Source organism: Gordonia sp. UBA7860, assembly GCF_002500165.1.
GTDB classification, from domain to species: Bacteria; Actinomycetota; Actinomycetes; order Mycobacteriales; family Mycobacteriaceae; genus Gordonia; species Gordonia sputi.
Genome location: NZ_DLSO01000156.1, coordinates 37,702 through 53,893 on the forward strand (window position 1 = coordinate 37,702; position 16,192 = coordinate 53,893).

At 64.3% G+C, this 16,192-nt stretch carries 15 protein-coding genes and 1 pseudogene; 7 read left to right on the plus strand and 9 right to left on the minus strand.

Translation table 11 applies throughout. From position 1 onward, the window contains the following. The first annotated feature begins 370 nt into the window (after positions 1 to 370). Both B3T59_RS19605 and B3T59_RS19610 read left to right on the plus strand, forming a co-directional pair. Positions 371 to 2,542 (plus strand): ArnT family glycosyltransferase, encoded by a 2,172-nt coding sequence (locus B3T59_RS19605; protein ID WP_287004912.1) that lies wholly within the window; start codon positions 371 to 373, stop codon positions 2,540 to 2,542. A gap of 79 nt (positions 2,543 to 2,621) precedes the next feature. Next, positions 2,622 to 4,070, plus strand: a complete 1,449-nt coding sequence (locus B3T59_RS19610) for a S1C family serine protease (RefSeq protein WP_005207723.1) — start codon at positions 2,622 to 2,624, stop codon at positions 4,068 to 4,070. Between the two features lie 24 nt (positions 4,071 to 4,094). Here B3T59_RS19610 and B3T59_RS19615 read toward each other — a convergent pair. The 4 genes and pseudogenes from B3T59_RS19615 to B3T59_RS19630 all read right to left on the minus strand — a co-directional run bounded on the left by B3T59_RS19615 (position 4,095) and on the right by B3T59_RS19630 (position 7,168). Next, positions 4,095 to 4,825, minus strand: a pseudogene (locus B3T59_RS19615) (DUF72 domain-containing protein). Between the two features lie 15 nt (positions 4,826 to 4,840). Then, positions 4,841 to 5,599 (minus strand): fructosamine kinase family protein, encoded by a 759-nt coding sequence (locus tag B3T59_RS19620; RefSeq protein ID WP_064867222.1) that lies wholly within the window; start codon positions 5,597 to 5,599, stop codon positions 4,841 to 4,843. Between the two features lie 50 nt (positions 5,600 to 5,649). Continuing rightward, the gene (locus B3T59_RS19625) at positions 5,650 to 6,120 is read right to left on the minus strand and encodes a GNAT family N-acetyltransferase (protein ID WP_251722913.1); all 471 of its coding nucleotides are present in this window, start codon (positions 6,118 to 6,120) and stop codon (positions 5,650 to 5,652) included. A gap of 28 nt (positions 6,121 to 6,148) precedes the next feature. After that, positions 6,149 to 7,168 (minus strand): glycoside hydrolase family 43 protein, encoded by a 1,020-nt coding sequence (locus B3T59_RS19630; protein WP_064867225.1) that lies wholly within the window; start codon positions 7,166 to 7,168, stop codon positions 6,149 to 6,151. A gap of 295 nt (positions 7,169 to 7,463) precedes the next feature. On the opposite strand from B3T59_RS19630, the gene murI reads away from it, so the two are divergent. Further along, a complete protein-coding gene (gene murI / locus B3T59_RS19635; RefSeq protein WP_005207719.1) occupies positions 7,464 to 8,303 on the plus strand; it encodes a glutamate racemase in 840 nt (279 codons plus the stop codon). A gap of 103 nt (positions 8,304 to 8,406) precedes the next feature. Beyond that, on the plus strand, positions 8,407 to 9,417 hold the full coding sequence (locus tag B3T59_RS19640; RefSeq protein ID WP_005207718.1) for an AraC family transcriptional regulator: 1,011 nt from the start codon (positions 8,407 to 8,409) through the stop codon (positions 9,415 to 9,417). A 17-nt stretch (positions 9,418 to 9,434) separates the two neighbouring features. On the opposite strand, the gene B3T59_RS19645 is transcribed toward B3T59_RS19640, so the two are convergent. Together B3T59_RS19645 and B3T59_RS19650 are read right to left on the minus strand one after the other, a co-directional pair. Then, positions 9,435 to 9,776, minus strand: coding sequence for a DUF1801 domain-containing protein (locus B3T59_RS19645; protein WP_039856512.1), 342 nt, complete (start codon positions 9,774 to 9,776; stop codon positions 9,435 to 9,437). Between the two features lie 5 nt (positions 9,777 to 9,781). Beyond that, entirely contained in the window at positions 9,782 to 10,246 is a 465-nt protein-coding gene (locus B3T59_RS19650) for a VOC family protein (protein WP_005207716.1), read from the minus strand. Positions 10,247 to 10,398: 152 nt separating this feature from the next. Here B3T59_RS19650 and B3T59_RS19655 point away from each other — a divergent pair, with 152 nt between their 5' ends. Beyond that, on the plus strand, positions 10,399 to 11,304 hold the full coding sequence (locus tag B3T59_RS19655; RefSeq protein ID WP_005207715.1) for a cation diffusion facilitator family transporter: 906 nt from the start codon (positions 10,399 to 10,401) through the stop codon (positions 11,302 to 11,304). Here the strand turns inward: B3T59_RS19655 and B3T59_RS19660 are convergent. Then, entirely contained in the window at positions 11,205 to 11,849 is a 645-nt protein-coding gene (locus B3T59_RS19660) for a putative immunity protein (RefSeq protein WP_287004920.1), read from the minus strand. The genes B3T59_RS19655 and B3T59_RS19660 overlap by 100 nt on opposite strands. Next, positions 11,846 to 12,349: a GNAT family N-acetyltransferase gene (locus B3T59_RS19665; RefSeq protein WP_005207713.1), complete on the minus strand. Its 504-nt coding sequence runs from the start codon at positions 12,347 to 12,349 to the stop codon at positions 11,846 to 11,848. Before B3T59_RS19665 ends, B3T59_RS19660 begins: the two co-directional genes overlap by 4 nt. A gap of 105 nt (positions 12,350 to 12,454) precedes the next feature. On the opposite strand from B3T59_RS19665, the gene B3T59_RS19670 reads away from it, so the two are divergent. Continuing rightward, positions 12,455 to 14,404: a TerD family protein gene (locus tag B3T59_RS19670; RefSeq protein ID WP_064867229.1), complete on the plus strand. Its 1,950-nt coding sequence runs from the start codon at positions 12,455 to 12,457 to the stop codon at positions 14,402 to 14,404. Positions 14,405 to 14,599: 195 nt separating this feature from the next. Further along, entirely contained in the window at positions 14,600 to 15,058 is a 459-nt protein-coding gene (locus B3T59_RS19675) for an SRPBCC family protein (RefSeq protein ID WP_039856486.1), read from the plus strand. Between the two features lie 86 nt (positions 15,059 to 15,144). On the opposite strand, the gene ychF is transcribed toward B3T59_RS19675, so the two are convergent. Continuing rightward, a partial coding sequence (gene ychF, locus B3T59_RS19680) for a redox-regulated ATPase YchF (RefSeq protein ID WP_287004924.1) occupies positions 15,145 to 16,192 on the minus strand: 1,048 nt, incomplete at its 5' end.

Sequence of the window (16,192 nt, forward strand, 5' to 3'; positions counted from 1 at the left end):
GGTACGTGACCGCCGTGCAGCGACTTCGCCCGCGGTCAGGCGTCGACCGTCGGAGCCGCGAAAACCTCGGTCACCGGAGGGTGCGCGGCGCGCGCGATAGCGCGACGTGTCCTCCTGCTCCACCGCTTTCGCCCTCTCTCGACAGTTGACTGCCACACCCGTGATCGGCATCACAAGCCGACACGACGGTCTTCGGCGGACTCCCCCACCTCGACTGGATCACGGTAGTGACATCGTCTGTGAGAGCCCTGAGTACTCGACGTTCCGGACGGATCGGACATGAAACACCGCTGGTGAGAACGCCTTTTGCCGCTCACAGCTACCTGGCAGCGCAGCCTCAGCCGCACCTCAGCACATCGGCCGCACCATCGTGTTCGTGAACCTGGATTCCCTCTCGGCAGTCTCTCCCGCAACTGCCTACCCAGCCGCCGACGTCGGCGCACCGCAGGCAACAGACGATCCCGACACCGGCACCGTCGACAATCGTCTTCCCCGCGCGACGACCCGTGATCGAGTGGCCTTCGCAGCACTCCTCGTCGGCACCGCGGTGCTCTACCTTTGGAACATCACCATCAACGGAAGCGCCAACCCGTTCTACGCCGGCGCGGCGTGGGCGGGTTCCCGCAACTGGGAGGCGGTCCTTTTCGGATCAGTCGATCCGTCGAACTTCATCACCGTCGACAAACCCCCGGTGTCTCAGTGGATCATGGGAGTCTCCGGCCAGATATTCGGGTATTCGTCTGCGAGCATGCTGATCCCCGAGGCGATCATGGGAGTCGCGTCGGTCGCTCTGCTCTACGCCACGGTGACCCGTATCTCCGGCAGGACCGCGGGACTCATCGCGGGCGCTGCTCTCGCGCTGACTCCGGTGGCGGCCATGATGTTTCGGTTCAACAACCCCGACGCCGCGATGGTCCTGCTGATGACCGCGGCCGCCTACTGCACGGTGCGGGCGACGTCTCGGGCGTCGGTGCGCTGGCTCGTATTGGCCGGTGTTGCACTGGGTTTCGCGTTCCTCGCGAAGATGCTCGAAGGATTGATGGTGTTGCCCGCGCTGGGCGTCGTCTATCTGTTGGCCGCGCCGACGACGCTCGGTCGGCGCGTCTGGCATCTTGCCGTCGCAGCGCTCGCACTCGTCGTGGCATCGGGATGGTATGTGGTGCTCACGCTTCTATGGCCCGCATCGTCGCGTCCGTACCTCGCCGGCTCGACGGACAACAACTTCATGAATCTGGTCCTCGGCTACAACGGACTCGACCGAATCCAGGGACGCAGTCACGCGGGCGGTCCCTCCGAGACCGCTATGGATGAATTCATACGCCAGAATCCCTCTCTGGCACGCGGTTTCGGCGGTGGCATGTTCGGGAGCACCCCCGGCTTGGGTCGACTCTTCGCCGGAGAGTTCGGAGCGGAGATCTCGTTCCTGCTGCCATCGGCGCTCATCGCGCTCGTGGTGGTGCTCGCGCTGCGCGGGCACGCACCACGCACCGACCTCGTGCACGCGGGCGCACTGCTGTTCGGACTCTGGTTACTGCTCGACGGAATCGTGTTGTCCTACATGAGCGGAACGGTCCATCCCTACTACTCACTTGCGATCGCACCTCCCATCGCGGGACTGGTCGGGATCGGAGTCGTCGAGGCGTGGCGCGCCCGCGAGTCGACGACGGTGTGGCGCGCGATCATCGCGCGCGTGGGGTTGGCAGCGATGATCGTCGCGGGTGGTGTCTGGGCGTTCGTTCTGCTCGACCGCGAATCGTCGTGGCTCCCCTGGTTGCGTTGGGCGGTACTGCTTGTCGCTGTCGCGGCAGCGGTACTCGCGGCTGTGCCGACACGTGCGCGTCGACCCGTCGCCCTCATCGCCGCTGGATGCGGTGTGCTGGCCGTGCTCTCGGCTCCGGCGGCGTTCGCGATCAACGGCGACGCCGTGGCACACACCGGCGGCGGACCGTCGGTCCTACCCGGCCACAACACTTCTGGGCACGACACGTCCGGACACAGCAGCACAGGCGGCGGGGGCATGGGCACCGCGGCGGATTCGCCGCAGCTCGACCACCTGCTGCAATCGAGCTCCGCACGCTGGGCGGCGGCCACCAACAGGACGTCGAGCGCAGCGTCTCTCGAACTCGACGCTCGCGTCCCGGTCATGGGTATCGGCGGATTCTCCAACGATCCGACACCGACGCTCGCTCAGTTCCAGAAGTACGTGGCCGACAAGGAGATCGGCTACTACGTGGTCGCCACCCCACGCGATTCAGAAACCGAAACACATAGCGCGTCGGCCGCATTCGACGGGTTCGGGGGCGGACAACGCGCGAGCGGACGAGGCAGCTCGGTGACCGCACCCATCGGGCAGTGGGTCACAAGCCATTACGCCGCCCGCACCGTCGGCAGCTACACGGTCTATGACCTGAGCGCGCCGCCGAGCACAGTCACGACATCGGCGTCGACGGAAACCACCGCTACACAACAGAACTCCGGCACCTCGGGGCCGGAAACACATTCGACGACACGTCGTCGTACCCATCACCTGGCACGAAGCTGAGGAGAACACCGGTGTTTTGTCAGCAAATTCAGAATTCGGCAGTGGCAGTGTTCTCAGTAGCGGACGGCAGTGTGGTCTCGTGAACAGCAATACGCCCGACGAGTCCGACACCTCACCGATCGAAGGTTCTCACCCGGATCAGGGACACAACGAACCCAACCCAGGCCCAGCACCCGACCCGGGGACACCGTGGCAGGGCGCACCGTACGAAAACCCTTACACAGAGCCATATCCCACCGCGGCCTATCCCAGTGAGCCTAATCCCACTCCCGGGCAGTTCGCTGGCGCATACCCGGGCGCTCCGACGCCCCCTGCCCCTGCCCAGCGATCCCGTGGCATCGCGAAACCGGTCGTCGCGACGGCGGTGCTGGCCGGATTGGTCGGTGGACTCGTCGGCGTCGGAGGGTATGCCCTTCTCGATCACGGCTCGTCGTCGAGCGCGCCCGTAATCGCATCGGCACCGGCCGCCGCGACCAATGCCGCTGACGCGCAACCCGGTTCGGTCACCTACGCCGCTCAGGTGGCGTCGAAGTCGACGGCCGACATCAAGGTCGCAACCAGCCAGGGCACGGCCGTCGGTAGCGGCATCATCCTCTCGCCGGACGGCTACGTCCTCACCAACAATCACGTGGTGTCGGGCGTCGGCAGCGGCGCCAAGATCCAGGTGACCACCCCGGACGGAAAGACCTATCCCGCAAGCGTGAAGGGCACTTCTCCCTCGTACGACATCGCGGTCATCAAGCTCGACGGCGCGTCGGGGCTGACCCCCGCGAGTATCGGCGATTCCGGGTCGCTTCAGGTCGGCCAGCAGGTGGTGGCCGTCGGTAGTCCCGAAAACCTTTCCAACACTGTGACATCCGGAATCGTGAGCGCACTGTCTCGGACCGTGACCGCGGGTGACGAGCAGGGCAACTCTGTCACCGTCTACAACGGGCTACAAACCGACACTCCGATCAATCCGGGCAATTCCGGTGGGCCACTGGTGAATCTGCAGGGACAGGTCATCGCCGTGAACTCGGCCGTCGACACCGGACAGAGCAGCAGTGGCGGCCCGCAGGCATTCGGCCTCGGCTTCGCCATTCCGATCAACACGGCAAAGCGCATCGCGAATGAACTGATGCAAGACGGTCACGCCACCAAACCCGTTCTGGGCGTGTCAGGTTCGCTCGCGTCGAGCACGGATGCGGTCAACGGAGCCAAGGTCACATCCGTGCAGTCGGGCGGTCCGGCAGCGGACGCCGGCATCAAGAACGGCGATGTGATCACCAAGATCGGCAACGCGACCATCAGCAACTACGCCGACCTCATGGCGCAGATCCTCACGCACTCCCCTGGCGAAACCGTGCCCGTGACCGTCAGTTCCGGCGGACAGGCCAAGACCGTCCAGGTGACACTGGGCAGCACCGTCGACAAGGCACAGACGACGATCCCCCAGCAGCAGGGCGGCGGCTCTGACGGCAGCGGCCCAGGCGACGGCTCTGGGGGCGGCTCGGGACAGCGTTTTCCGTTCGGCTTCGGACTGCCCTGACACCCATGGCAGCAGAGGCAGGCATCAAGCCACGGCCCCGGCCCGCCGCGCCATCGTCATCGCGTTGTCGACGGCGGCGCCGCCGGTGTCGTTGTTGAAGTACACGAAGACGTCTTCGGACGACGTGAACGCCGCGTGTAGCCGCTCGAGCCACCCGTCAATGGCGCGGGTGCCGTACGACGGCGAAGGCGAGGCGAGGCCGGAATGCATTCGGAGGTAACCGAAGTCGGCCGTCGCCCACAACGGAGTGAGCGACCTGCTGCCCCGGTCGGCCCAGCACAGTGCGGCGTTGTGGTTTTCCAGTACCGCACGGACGTCGTCGACCCACCACGAGTCGTTGCGCGGTTCGACGACGACCCGCACCGTCTTCCCGAACTCAGCGAGAACGGCGTCGAGCGCTTCCGGATCTACCGTCAGGTTCGGGGGAAGTTGCACCAGAACAGGCCCGAGATGCGCACCGAGCGCGTCCGCACGACCCAGGAAGCGCGCCACCGGTTCTGCAGGCTCCCTCAGTCGTCGCACGTGGGTGAGATACCGACTCATCTTGACTGATACCAGAAACCCCTGGGCAGCACTTCATTCCACCCCTCAAACGTCGACCGTTCGGGGAGCCGGTAGAAGGTGTTGTTGACCTCGACCGTCGAGAACTTCTGCGCGTAGTACTCCAGCCAGCGGCGTTGCGGCAGTCCGGTCGGATAGAAGTGGCCGCGCCAGTCCTTGTACTGCCAACCGGAGGTACCGACGTGAAAGGTCATGGTGCGTCGACTCTGTCAGACGTAGCGGCGTGCGATGTCGACCACCTGGCCCCGGTATCCCCCGCCGAACACGACGGCATGCATGAGCACCATCGACAGGTAGTGGAGCGGCACGCGTTCACGCCAGCCGTCGGCCAGTGGGTACTGGTGTTGGTAGCCGTCGAGGATGTCGTCGAGGTGCGGAGTACCGAACAGCGCGAGGGCCGCGAGGTCGGTCTCCCGATGCCCCACGTGCGCCGACGGATCGATGAGCACACACCCCTCCGGTGACCACATCACATTTCCCGCCCACAGATCGCCGTGCAGTCGCGCCGGAGCGTCGTCGGTGTCGAAGTTCCCTTCGCGCAGCCGCTCACAGAGTTGTTCTACGACGCGTGCGTCGTTGGCGCGCAGGCCGCTCTCGGGCAGGAGTGGCATGAGCCTCTCGTCTGCATACATCGCACCCCAGGAGTCGTGGCCGACCAGCGAGAGGTCGAGGAGGTGTTCGTTGGGGCCCTGATATCCCGCGCCGTCCCAGCCCGGTGGCCCCTCGCCCCAGCGAGCAGACTCGTCGAGCGTGTGCGTGATGGCGAGTCGGCGGCCGAAATCCGTTGCGGCATCGGCGTCCGGTGACGTCGAATTGACGCGGGTCTCCGTCAGTGTGGCGTCGTCGGTGGACACCACGCCGACGACCAACGCGCCGCCAGAGTCCATAGCTTCTGCGAGCCACCGCAACCCAGCCACCTCCCAGCGAGCCGGGCGTCCGGAGGTGTGCTTGGTGAACGTTGAGGGCATGACTCCTTGATACCCGCGCCGCGAGGTGACCGCCCACGGCGCGACAGAACTCAGTCGCGGTATCTGGCGAGATACACCAGGTCATATGGACCGGTGTCGCGTCTGCGGATCTCCCGGTAACCCATGCGCTGATACAGCCGTATGTTGGCGACGCTCCGCTCCCCGGTGAACAGTTCGACGCGCGTGACATTTTCAGGGATCACCGAGTCGACGGCCGCGAGCAGACGTGTCCCCATCCCGCGTCCCTGCATATCGGGAGCGACAACGAGTCGCATCACCTCGGCCACATCACGGTCCACGCGAATTCGCATCGACGCGACCAGCCTGCCGTTGACCCGAATTCCCCACGCACGCACAGCCGAACCCGACAGCTCGGTGAGCAGGTCGAGTAGCGTCTGCGTCAGTGCAGGCAGCGAGACGTCGTCGTGTAGTTGCGCCTCGGTCACGTACGCCGCTCGCTGCAATGTCAGGAGTTCGCCTGCGTCGCCGGTCGTCAACTCGACGACGTCGGCATCATTCATCGACATCGCGCCTTCGTCACTCTCGCCGTCACGAGGGTTCACGCATGATACCCAGATGCCGAACCGAACCCGACAGTGCCGGAAGCTCTTTCACCGGAGTCCAGGTGTTGAGGCCGTCGGTGCTGTCGGAGTAGAGGTACTTGCCCGCCTTGTAGGCATCGAGGTAGATCCGCCACGCGCCGCCTGGCAATTGAATCACCGCGGGCCCCTCGACGAACGCACCCCAGTTGCCCGGCGCGATGAACCGGTACGGACCGTACAACGACGACGACACCGCGTGCTGCACAACCTTCTTCGTCTCGTTTTTGGTGAACGCGTGATACGTCGAACCGACCTTCACGACGGTGGTGTCGATGTGGTCTGCGCCGAGTCCGGCCAGCGGAATCGGCGGGCCCCACGCACGCAGGGACGAGTCGAGCGCTGTCATGATGTACGGCACGAAGCCTCCGCCCGTCGACATCGAGAAGATGACGTTGACACGCCCGCCCTCGACAAACCAGTCGGGCGCCCATGCCTTGGTGGTGAACGGGGAGAGCGACGGGCCGTCGGACGAGCCGGCAGAACCGGACGAGCCCGGCCCACTCGACGATCCGAGCCCCTTGCCGTCACCGGTGCCGGGCAGAAACGCGCAGCAGAGCGGCACCGGTACATTGCGCACGAAACTCCAGTGCACCCGGTCGCGGCTGCGCGCGAACCCGATGTTCGCGCCGTCGACCGTTGTATAGGTGACGTAGTAGAAGCCGTCGGTGTGGCGGAAGATGCTGGGATCGCGCACGCGGCCGCTCGGCGGCCGGTACGCAGGCTTGGCCACGGGCTCGAAGGCGCTGCCGTCGGCGGATTGGTACACATCCATGTACGTGTCGCTGGTGTTGCTGAAGGCCACCACCGTGTAGCGCCATCCCGCAGCGGCGCTACTCCCCTGGTCCGAGAACATCAGGCCGGCGACGGCAAGAATCGCCACCGCCACCGAGGAGAAGGTGCGTCGTTTGGCTTGGGTCACCGCTGCAGTATCGGCGACTCGGACCACGATGTGTACCCACTGGGGCAAATCGTTATCGACAGTAATTCTGTGTCCGCGCGGAGAGGTACGAATCCGGCGGGCGGATTCGACGCGGTCAGAGTGCGCGGTGGACTCTGCGAGCGGCTCCCGGAATGACACAACGGAACTGCGACATGGGGCTGCAAAAGTGCGCCAGAATCGCGCTCGGCGCACCGGGATACGACGGGTTCCTGCTATCTGTTGCAGCGACCCATAGGCCCCAAAGACGCGCTCTGTCTTGACTGTTGGAACTTCAGGGCTACCTCTCACCAAGCGCACGCGTCGACCAATGCAGGAGCACCACGTGATCACCAAGCACTCCCCTCTCGGCGTCATCGATTCGGGCGTCGGAGGCCTGACCACCGTGGCCGCGCTGTCCAAGCTGTTGCCAGGCGAGAATGTGATCTATTGCGGGGACAATGGAAATGCTCCGTACGGAAACCGCACCGGCGCCGAGATCGTCGAACTCACCTCCCACATGCTGCGCTACCTCGCCAATCGAGGCGTGAAGATGGTGGCGGTGGCATGCAACACCATCTCCACGACGTTCGACCTGCCGGAATTCAGCGGATATCAGGATCAGTTCGGCATCCCCGTCCTGTCCATCGTGCGAGCGGCGGCCGAGGATGTCGTGCATTTGCGCTATCAGTCGGTGGGCGTCATCGCGACCGCGTTCACCATCGCCTCACGCTGCTACCCCACCCTCATCGACGAACTCAACCCCGATATCACTGTGTTCGGCGAGCCCAGCGTCAAGCTGGCCGCGCTGATCGAGCAAGGGGATCTCACCAGCCCCGCCATCGATGCCGAGGTCACCAGCCACCTCAACGATCTGCTCAACGCCCACTCGGTCCGCGACATCGTGCTCGGCTGCACGCACTACCCCATCCTGCAACCGTTGTTCGAAGCGAAAGCACCCCACGTCGCCTTCATCAACCCGGCCAAGGACCAAGCCCGCGATGTTCGGTTGCGGCTCGTCAAGAGCGGACTCCTCCTGCACGGTGACCATGACACCGTCGGCACCCTCGAGATCAACACCAGCGGCACCCGGCCCGTCTTCGACACCGTGCTCAACGAACTCGGCATCACTCGCGAGTACACACTTCTCGAACACGTCGACTATGCATCTTGCGCCGCGCCGTGACGTGTTCCGTTGTACCGGGGCAATGCTTCCCATCGCCGAACACACCGCCCCGTGCTCTGCCATTCTGGACACGGACGGGAAAGTCGACGAAAGGGACTCACCCATGCTCCGGTCCGGACTCGATCCTGAACTCGTCAACCAGTGGCGCAAGCGAATCGGACCGGTGGGCGCGCTCGGGCCTCACCGGTCGATCCAGGTGCGCTCCCGCGGTCGCCAGGGTATCGACCTCTACCTGCCCATCGTCGAATTCGATGCGGAGGTTCCGGAGGACTTCGAGCAGCTCGCGTACTGGCGGCCCCTCGGCTCGATCTTCACATTCTGCTATCTGCAAACTCCGGTCCGGACGCTGAGAACCGCGGCGCATATACGTGAGTGCCCGTCGAACTTTCTGATACTGGCCAGCATTTCGACAGGCCTTACCACCGGTTCGGCCAACGGCCACGAGTTCTTGGCGCGAGCCGGAGAGTTGTCGATCACCGACAGCCGCCTGCCCTACGATCTCACCACTCACAGCACTTCCGAGGTGGCCGGGATCTGGATACCGACCGACATGCTCGGCGACGACATCGCTGCCGGAGCGACCGTCGCACCCAACCCCGCCGACACGGTGCTGACCCGAGCATGTACCGGACTCGTGACACGTTTCGCCCTCGATGCCGTCATCGGCGGCATCGACGTCGACGCCGATGCCGAGCAGAACATCATCGACGTTGTGCGGATGCTGCTCAACCAGCACACCAGCCGATATCAGACCTTGCGCGAGCAACCGGTTGTCCTGCGAGAAGCGATCGACGGCATGATCGACCGCAACTTTCGGAACCCCGCGTTCACCGCCGACACCATCGCCACGAACCTGCACATCAGCAAACGTCATCTCTACCGACAACTCGCTGACCCAGATCAACCCTCACTGGCGAGCCGGATCGCCGCGCGTCGACTCGACTGGGCCCGAACCAAGCTCGAACAACCGGGACACGCTCGGCTCGACGACATCGCCCACGCCGCCGGGTTCTCCTCGACGGCCGCTTTCCGAAACCGATTCCGAGCCAAGTACGGCCTCACTCCCGATGAGTACCGACGCCATCACTGCGCTCAACCCGTGCACCCCAGCTGATCGGGCAAGCGAGGGACTCACGCCCTATTGAGTGCAATCGCAGCCTGCACAAGCGCGACGAAGGAATCGGCGTCGAGATCGTCGTTCTCCCTGATGTCGACCGCGCGTCTGGTTCCGGCGGTGAGGCTTGCGTTGAACACGTGCGCGGGATCGGGCAGCGACGCCCCCTTGGCGAACGTGAGCTTGATCTTGTCCTTGTAGGTCTCGAGTGTGCAGATCAATCCGTCTGCCGAAAACGTCGGCACACCATCGGGATTCGACGGCTTGCGCCACTTGATCTCTTCGACGATGTCGGGGTCGGCCCGCATGATCAGTGACCGCATCTCATCGACTCTGGATTCACGCCAATCGTCTGCCATGTCGGTCACGGTAGCCGGTCTGGCGAGTTGGTCGTGCGCTTGCGCAGGTCTTGAGCGAACATCACGATGATGCCGCTCGGTCCGCGGACGTAGCTGAGCCTGTACACGTCCTGGTAGTTGGCAACTCCCCGCAGCGGGTGGCAGCCGTGGCGCGCAGCGATGGCGAGCGCGTCGTCGATGTCATCCACGGAGAACGCGACGCGGTGCATGCCGATCTCGTTGGGGAGCGTCGGCGAGGTCGCGATCGCTTCCGGATGAATGTATTCGAAGAGTTCGAGGCGGCCGGCGCCATCCGGTGTCGCCAGCATCGCGATCTTCGCGTGGTTGCCGTCGAGCCCGACTGCGGTGTCGGCCCATTCGCCACTGACCTCGTCGCGACCGAGGACGGTGAGGCCGAGGTCTGTGAAGAAGGCGGTAGCGGCGTCGAGGTCGTCGACGGCGATGCCAACGTTTTCCAGTGCTATTGCCATGTCCCGGACGCTACCGAGCGTGACGGGCCTCGGTCCCGGCTTCGGTCGGGGGACGGATCGCGACGACGCCGATCCACGAATGCGGCGACATCTTCGACGCAGCCGGTCTGTGCTGCGCGTACTCGCGGGGTGGCCCATGCGACACTGCGAAGGTGTCCGACGGAGTTGCGAGCGAGAGCACAGCGCTGAAGACGAGCCTCGTGGCCACCGCGGTGCTCGGCGGCGGAGCGGTGATCTGGGGCGTGATCAGCGGCTCGAGTGTGGTGTTGTTCGACGGCATCTACATGCTCGCGGGAATCGCGCTCGTCGGGACGTCGATGGTGGCCGCGCACGCCGCGGCCTCACCGCCGAGCGTCGAGTTCCCGTTCGGCAGACACGGTGCGACGGCGCTCGCGGTCGCGCTGCAGGGCACGGCGCTCATCGCGACTCTCACCTATGGCGTCGCCGACGCCGTGTCGGTGATCATCGCGGGCGGCTCCGACGCCGATCCCGGATCGGTGGCCCTCTACGGTGTCGTCTCGGCCGTTCTGTCGCTGCTCGTCGTCGTGCTGCTGACTCGCCCGGCACGGTCGTCGCAGTTGGTCCGAGCTGAGCTCGTCGGCTGGCGCGCCGGCACCCTGATGAGCGTCATGGTCGCGATCGGCGGTGGTATCGCCCTCGCACTCCGACATCACGGCGCCGCATCGGCGGCCGCCTACGTCGATCCGACGCTGGTCCTGATCGCTTCGGCAGCCATCGCCCCGATGGCGGTCAAGCTCGCACGACAGGCCATTCGCGAACTGATGGAGGCCGCTCCTCCCGACGAACTGAGCGCGATCATCGAGCGGGCCGCCGACGAGGCCACAGAGCACTTCGACCTCGCTGACCCTGTCATTCGCGCCACACGACTCGGGCGGCGGCTCTACGTGGAGGTCGATTACCTTGTGGCGCCCGGCGTCTGGCGAGTCGAAGAGGAAGATCAGGTTCGCCGCTTCATCGTCGACAGACTCGCCTCCACCGAACATGAGGTGTGGGCGACGGTGGAACTGTCCACCGACCGCTCACTCATGGAGGACTGACCCGGAGTGTCTGCGCATCCCGTCTGCGCCTGGATGGCGCGGATCGTCGTACCGAGGACGCCGCGGCACAGCAGCCCAGGCCCGAGAGGACCTGACGAATCGGAGCCGAGCGATGGAAGTCGACGTAACACCGACCGCTCCTCCTCCGTCAACTCCGTAATCTGCCAACGGATCTCGGCATCCACTGCGTGCGGATCGCCGGGATTCGCAAGTCCGACCGCCTTCACCGCGTACGCGGCGGCCCCGAGTGCGTGGGCACCCATGTGTGCCACCGCCGACGCCTGCGCAACGGACCTCGCCGCGGCGGCTCCGGCCGGCGTGCTCGCTGCTCCCGCCGCCTTGACGGCGATCATCCGCTTGCTGATCTCCTCTCCGCTGGTCCCGTGTCCTGCGCTGTAGGCGCGCGTTCGCGCAAGGGCGTCGTCGATGTCGGTGCGCGCAGGGTCGTCGGCCTCGAGAAGTGGGAGAACCCGCTCGGCACATGCGACCGCCCACCGCGCCACCAGCCGTCGATCGGTTTCGGTGAGCGTTTGAATCGATGTCACAGGTCTCCTGAGGCGACTCGGACCATCCGAAGTATCGGGTATGGCCTGCCCTGGTCGTCGAGCGCGCTTCGCTCGACCTCCACGAAACCACGGCGACGGTAAAACGCGACGGCGTCGACGTTGTCCTCGTTGACATCCACACGACTGATTCCGTAGTCGTCGACGGCGTGCGCGAGAAGCACGCTGCCGACACCGGTTCCCCGGTGAGCAGCGGCGACGAACAGCATCTCGAGGTTGTCCCCCGCAGTGCCCGCGAAGCCGACGATCCGACCGTCGACTTCTGCGACGACCAGCCGCACGTGCGGAAAGAAGTCGGCCGCCAGGTGCTGCTCGATATCGTCCCGGTCTGCTGGACGTAGAAAGTGATGCGTTGCATCGACCGCACTACGCCAGACTTCGACGAGACGCGGATAGTCGTCCGGGACCGCGGTCCGCACAATCACGAAGCGGCCCCGATGCCCGCGCGAAAACGCCTGTCGTGCACAGCTATGGGCATGCAATGAACGTACGCGGCGCGACGACGCAAGTGCTACACGTTAATCCTGGACGCTGCGGCATGGCCTACGATGCGACGAATGTCGTTGCGATGATCCGTGGAAGGTGGAGTGGTGACTGCTCCGATGCTGTCCAAAGGACAGAATGCACTGCTGCCCGACGAGGCAAAGCGCATCGATGTCGTAGTCAGCTGGGGTACGACGCAGTTCGAGGTCGATGTGTCGGCGCTATTACTCGAAGCCGATGGCAAAGTCGGGTCAGACGCCGATTTCATCTTTTACAATCAGCCGCAGTCACCCGACAACTCGGTGCAATTCCACGGCACCGAGGCTGTTGCGCAAGGCAGTCGGGCACGGATCACGATAGACCTCCAGCGCGTACGCGCCGACGTGCAGTCCATCGCTCTCGCGGGAAGCCTATCGAGCGGCCATTTTGGGGCCCTCAGCGAAGTGACAATCGACATCGTCGACACGTCGGGCCATTCGTTGGCTCGGTACGCAACGGACGATGCTTCAACTGAGACAGCGTTGGTGTTCGGTGAGATCTATCGCCGCGGTGACCACTGGAAGGTCCGAGCGATCGGACAAGGATGGAATTCCGGCCTGGCCGGACTGGCGACAGATTTTGGCGTCGCTATTGACGATACGAACGAATCGGCGCCGGACAACAGTGCGGCCGGTAGCGCTCATCATCCTTCTGGCGCCGGCACGCTATCCCAAGAAATCCCCCTCGGCTCGCCCTACCGACTATGGACCGAGGCCCGCACGTGGTGCGATCACGAGATCACGGTCGAAGACCTGTACCTACCGGCAATCCGTAGCCTTTTCCCATCAGCCTTCGGATCTGGTCGCCAAGAACTCACAACCGAAGTACAACTGATTCCCGAACCTACTGGACCGCAGGGAAATTGGTCTATCTCGATTCGAGCACAGGAAAGAACTATCGGGTATCTCGATCCGGCGGCAGCGCCCCAGTGGGCTGCCCCGATCAGACGTATCGTCGCTTCAGGATTCGTTCCGACGACCTCCGCCAAGATCTGGGCTAGCGAGTACGACGGCTGGGATGGACCTGAGTTCCGTCCTTCCGTGTACATCGCACTAGGCGAACCGCACCTTGCTATTCCGCTCAATAGCCCACCGGCAGGGCCTTATACGCTCCTTCCGAGGTCAGCGATAGTCCAGGTCACGAAGGAAGCCGAGCACTTCGATGTGCTGCGTCACCATGTGCCGACGAGTGGGCATGGCCTCTTGTTTGTCACCCTCGTCGAGTGCCAACCCACGGCCAGCAGGGCAAAGCCGCATGTTGAAGTTCGCATAGACGATCAACGAGTAGGACAGCTGACGCCGCAGATGAGCCAGCGGTTTCTCCCGATGATCCAGCACCTTGCGGCGCGCGGTCTGACTACCGCGGCCTGGGGCGATATCAAAGGCTCGGCAGTCGCTGCTGAGGTACGTGTCGATGGGATCAAGGCGAACGAGGCAACGTCAGCCGTCCTCGACGGACCACCGGTGACCATCCCTCCACTCTGTCCCGAACTTCCCGACTCCACCCGTTACGACCTGACACCGATGCATTCCTTACTCGTTCCGCTACCGCCGATAACCGCCACCTTCGCAACACCACCGGTCGAGCCACCGGACGGATCAGTCGTCAAGTTCGAGAAGGGCAATGGCCGCTATCACTACGTTGCAGTCCGACGTGGGAATCAGTGGGAGACAACCTCAACCGGTAATTGGGGATCGATTGACGAGGTGATGTCTTGGCCTGATCTAGCAGCGCGCGCCAGGACATTCGCGATCGCAACCGCGTGGAGCCCGGTCCGCTGGAAGCGCGACTCACGCGTGCACGAGTACCTGGCGGTTGTCCGCTTCACGATCGGACGCAAGTATCTGGCCGCGATCAACGTCTGCGCTACAGGCAGCGCACAAGGCGATTGGTACACCACGGTCACCGATCAGGCCCAGGAGCATCTACCGTTCGGCGACTACGCCAATTGGCGGGACATCGGTACGAACGGCAAACACATCGAACTGGTGACGGAGTGGTCCGAACTCGTCTGATGCGCGATAGCGAGCACTGCGTTGGGCGAGGTTAGAACATGTGACACTGCCTCGCTTGCAGTAGGCAGCCACACTCCGTCATGCTACCCAGAGCCGTCGCACGTTGAATCGAAACTCCACCACGTCGCGGTCGATGCCGTCGCACTGTCGCCCCGAATCCTGCCCAATCCGCCCGAATCGCCCTACGCTCTCCATATGCCTGACGTCACAAGTTCGGTTGTCATCTCACATCCCGTGACCATCGTCTGGGACTACATCAGCCGGCCCGAGAATCTGTACACGATCATTCCCGGGGTCGTCTCGGCAACCTCAGCAAAGCAGCCACCCTACGAGCTCGGTGACCTCTGGCACGGCGTGAATCGCACCTTTGGCATCACCGACGAATGGACCGGCACCTTCACCCATCTCGACCCTCCAAATGGGATGGAGTTCAAACTCACCGAGGCACGCGTGCCCGTCACTACGCGCGACACCCTCGAAGCAGTTTCGGGCGGGACCCGCTACACGCTTCGAATCTACGGCGATCCCCCGTTCGGCGGTGCCCTCGGACGCCTCGCCGACGCATTGAACTCGGCCCTGTTTCAGTGGCTGCTGAACCGCAACTTTGCCAAACTACCGTCGTGTGTCGACGCCTGGGCTGCGGACCACAGCTGACGAGACTCCAACCGTCGGCGTTACTCACGCGTAGAGCCGTACGGAACCGCGGCAAGAGGCACACTCCGTCACGCTACCGAGAGCCGTCACACGTTAAACCGGAACTCCACGACATCCCCGTCGTGCATGACATAGTCCTTGCCCTCCATACGCACCTTGCCAGCGGCCTTGGCGGCCTGCATCGAGCCGGCGGCGTCGAGGTCGTCGAACGAGACGATCTCGGCCTTGATGAAGCCCTTTTCGAAGTCCGTGTGGATGACGCCTGCAGCCTTGGGTGCGGTGTCGCCCTGGTGAATTGTCCACGCGCGCGACTCTTTTGGCCCCGCGGTCAGATAGGTCTGCAGGCCGAGCGTGTGGAATCCGGCCCGCGCGAGGGAGCGCAGGCCCGGCTCGTCCTGCCCGATAGAGTCGAGCAGTTCCTGGGCGTCGGCCTCGTCGAGTTCGAGTAGCTCGCTCTCGACCTTGGCGTCGAGGAACACCGCGTCGGCAGGTGCGACGGCGGCCTTGAGTTCGGCCTTGCGGGCGTCGTCGGTGAGGATCGACTCGTCGGCGTTGAACACATAGAGGAACGGCTTGGCAGTCATCAGGTGCAGTTCACGCACCGACGACAGATCAAACGAATCCTGCTGCGAGAACAGGGTTTTGCCGGAGTCGAGGATCTCCTGGGCCTTCTTCGCGGCGTCGAGCACCTCGGCCTGGTCCTTGTTCTTACGCGCTTCCTTCTCGAGCCGCGGAACGGCCTTCTCGAGTGTCTGCATGTCGGCGAGGATCAGCTCGGTCTCGATGACCTCGATGTCGGCGAAGGGATCGACGCGGCCGTCGACGTGCACGACGTCGTCGTCGGCGAAGACGCGGACGACCTGACAGATGGCGTCCGCCTCGCGGATGTTGGCCAGGAACTGGTTGCCCATGCCCTCGCCCTCGGAGGCGCCCTTGACGATGCCCGCGATGTCGACGAACGACACTGTTGCGGGCAGGATGCGTTCGCTGCCGAAGATCTCGGCGAGGCGGTCGAGTCGCTTGTCGGGCAACTCCACCACGCCGACGTTGGGCTCGATGGTGGCGAACGGATAGTTCGCCGCGAGGACGTCGTTACGGGTCAGCGCATTGAAAAGGGTGGACTTGCCGACGTTG

Coding starts and splice junctions, on each gene's coding strand:
- B3T59_RS19645 (WP_039856512.1), bottom strand. CDS start 9,776: ATGGCAGACGATTGGCGTGAATCCAGAGTCGATGAGATGCGGTCACTG.
- B3T59_RS19620 (WP_064867222.1), bottom strand. CDS start 5,599: ATGCCCTCAACGTTCACCAAGCACACCTCCGGACGCCCGGCTCGCTGG.
- B3T59_RS19640 (WP_005207718.1), top strand. CDS start 8,407: ATGCTCCGGTCCGGACTCGATCCTGAACTCGTCAACCAGTGGCGCAAG.
- B3T59_RS19650 (WP_005207716.1), bottom strand. CDS start 10,246: ATGGCAATAGCACTGGAAAACGTTGGCATCGCCGTCGACGACCTCGAC.
- B3T59_RS19625 (WP_251722913.1), bottom strand. CDS start 6,120: ATGAATGATGCCGACGTCGTCGAGTTGACGACCGGCGACGCAGGCGAA.
- B3T59_RS19675 (WP_039856486.1), top strand. CDS start 14,600: ATGCCTGACGTCACAAGTTCGGTTGTCATCTCACATCCCGTGACCATC.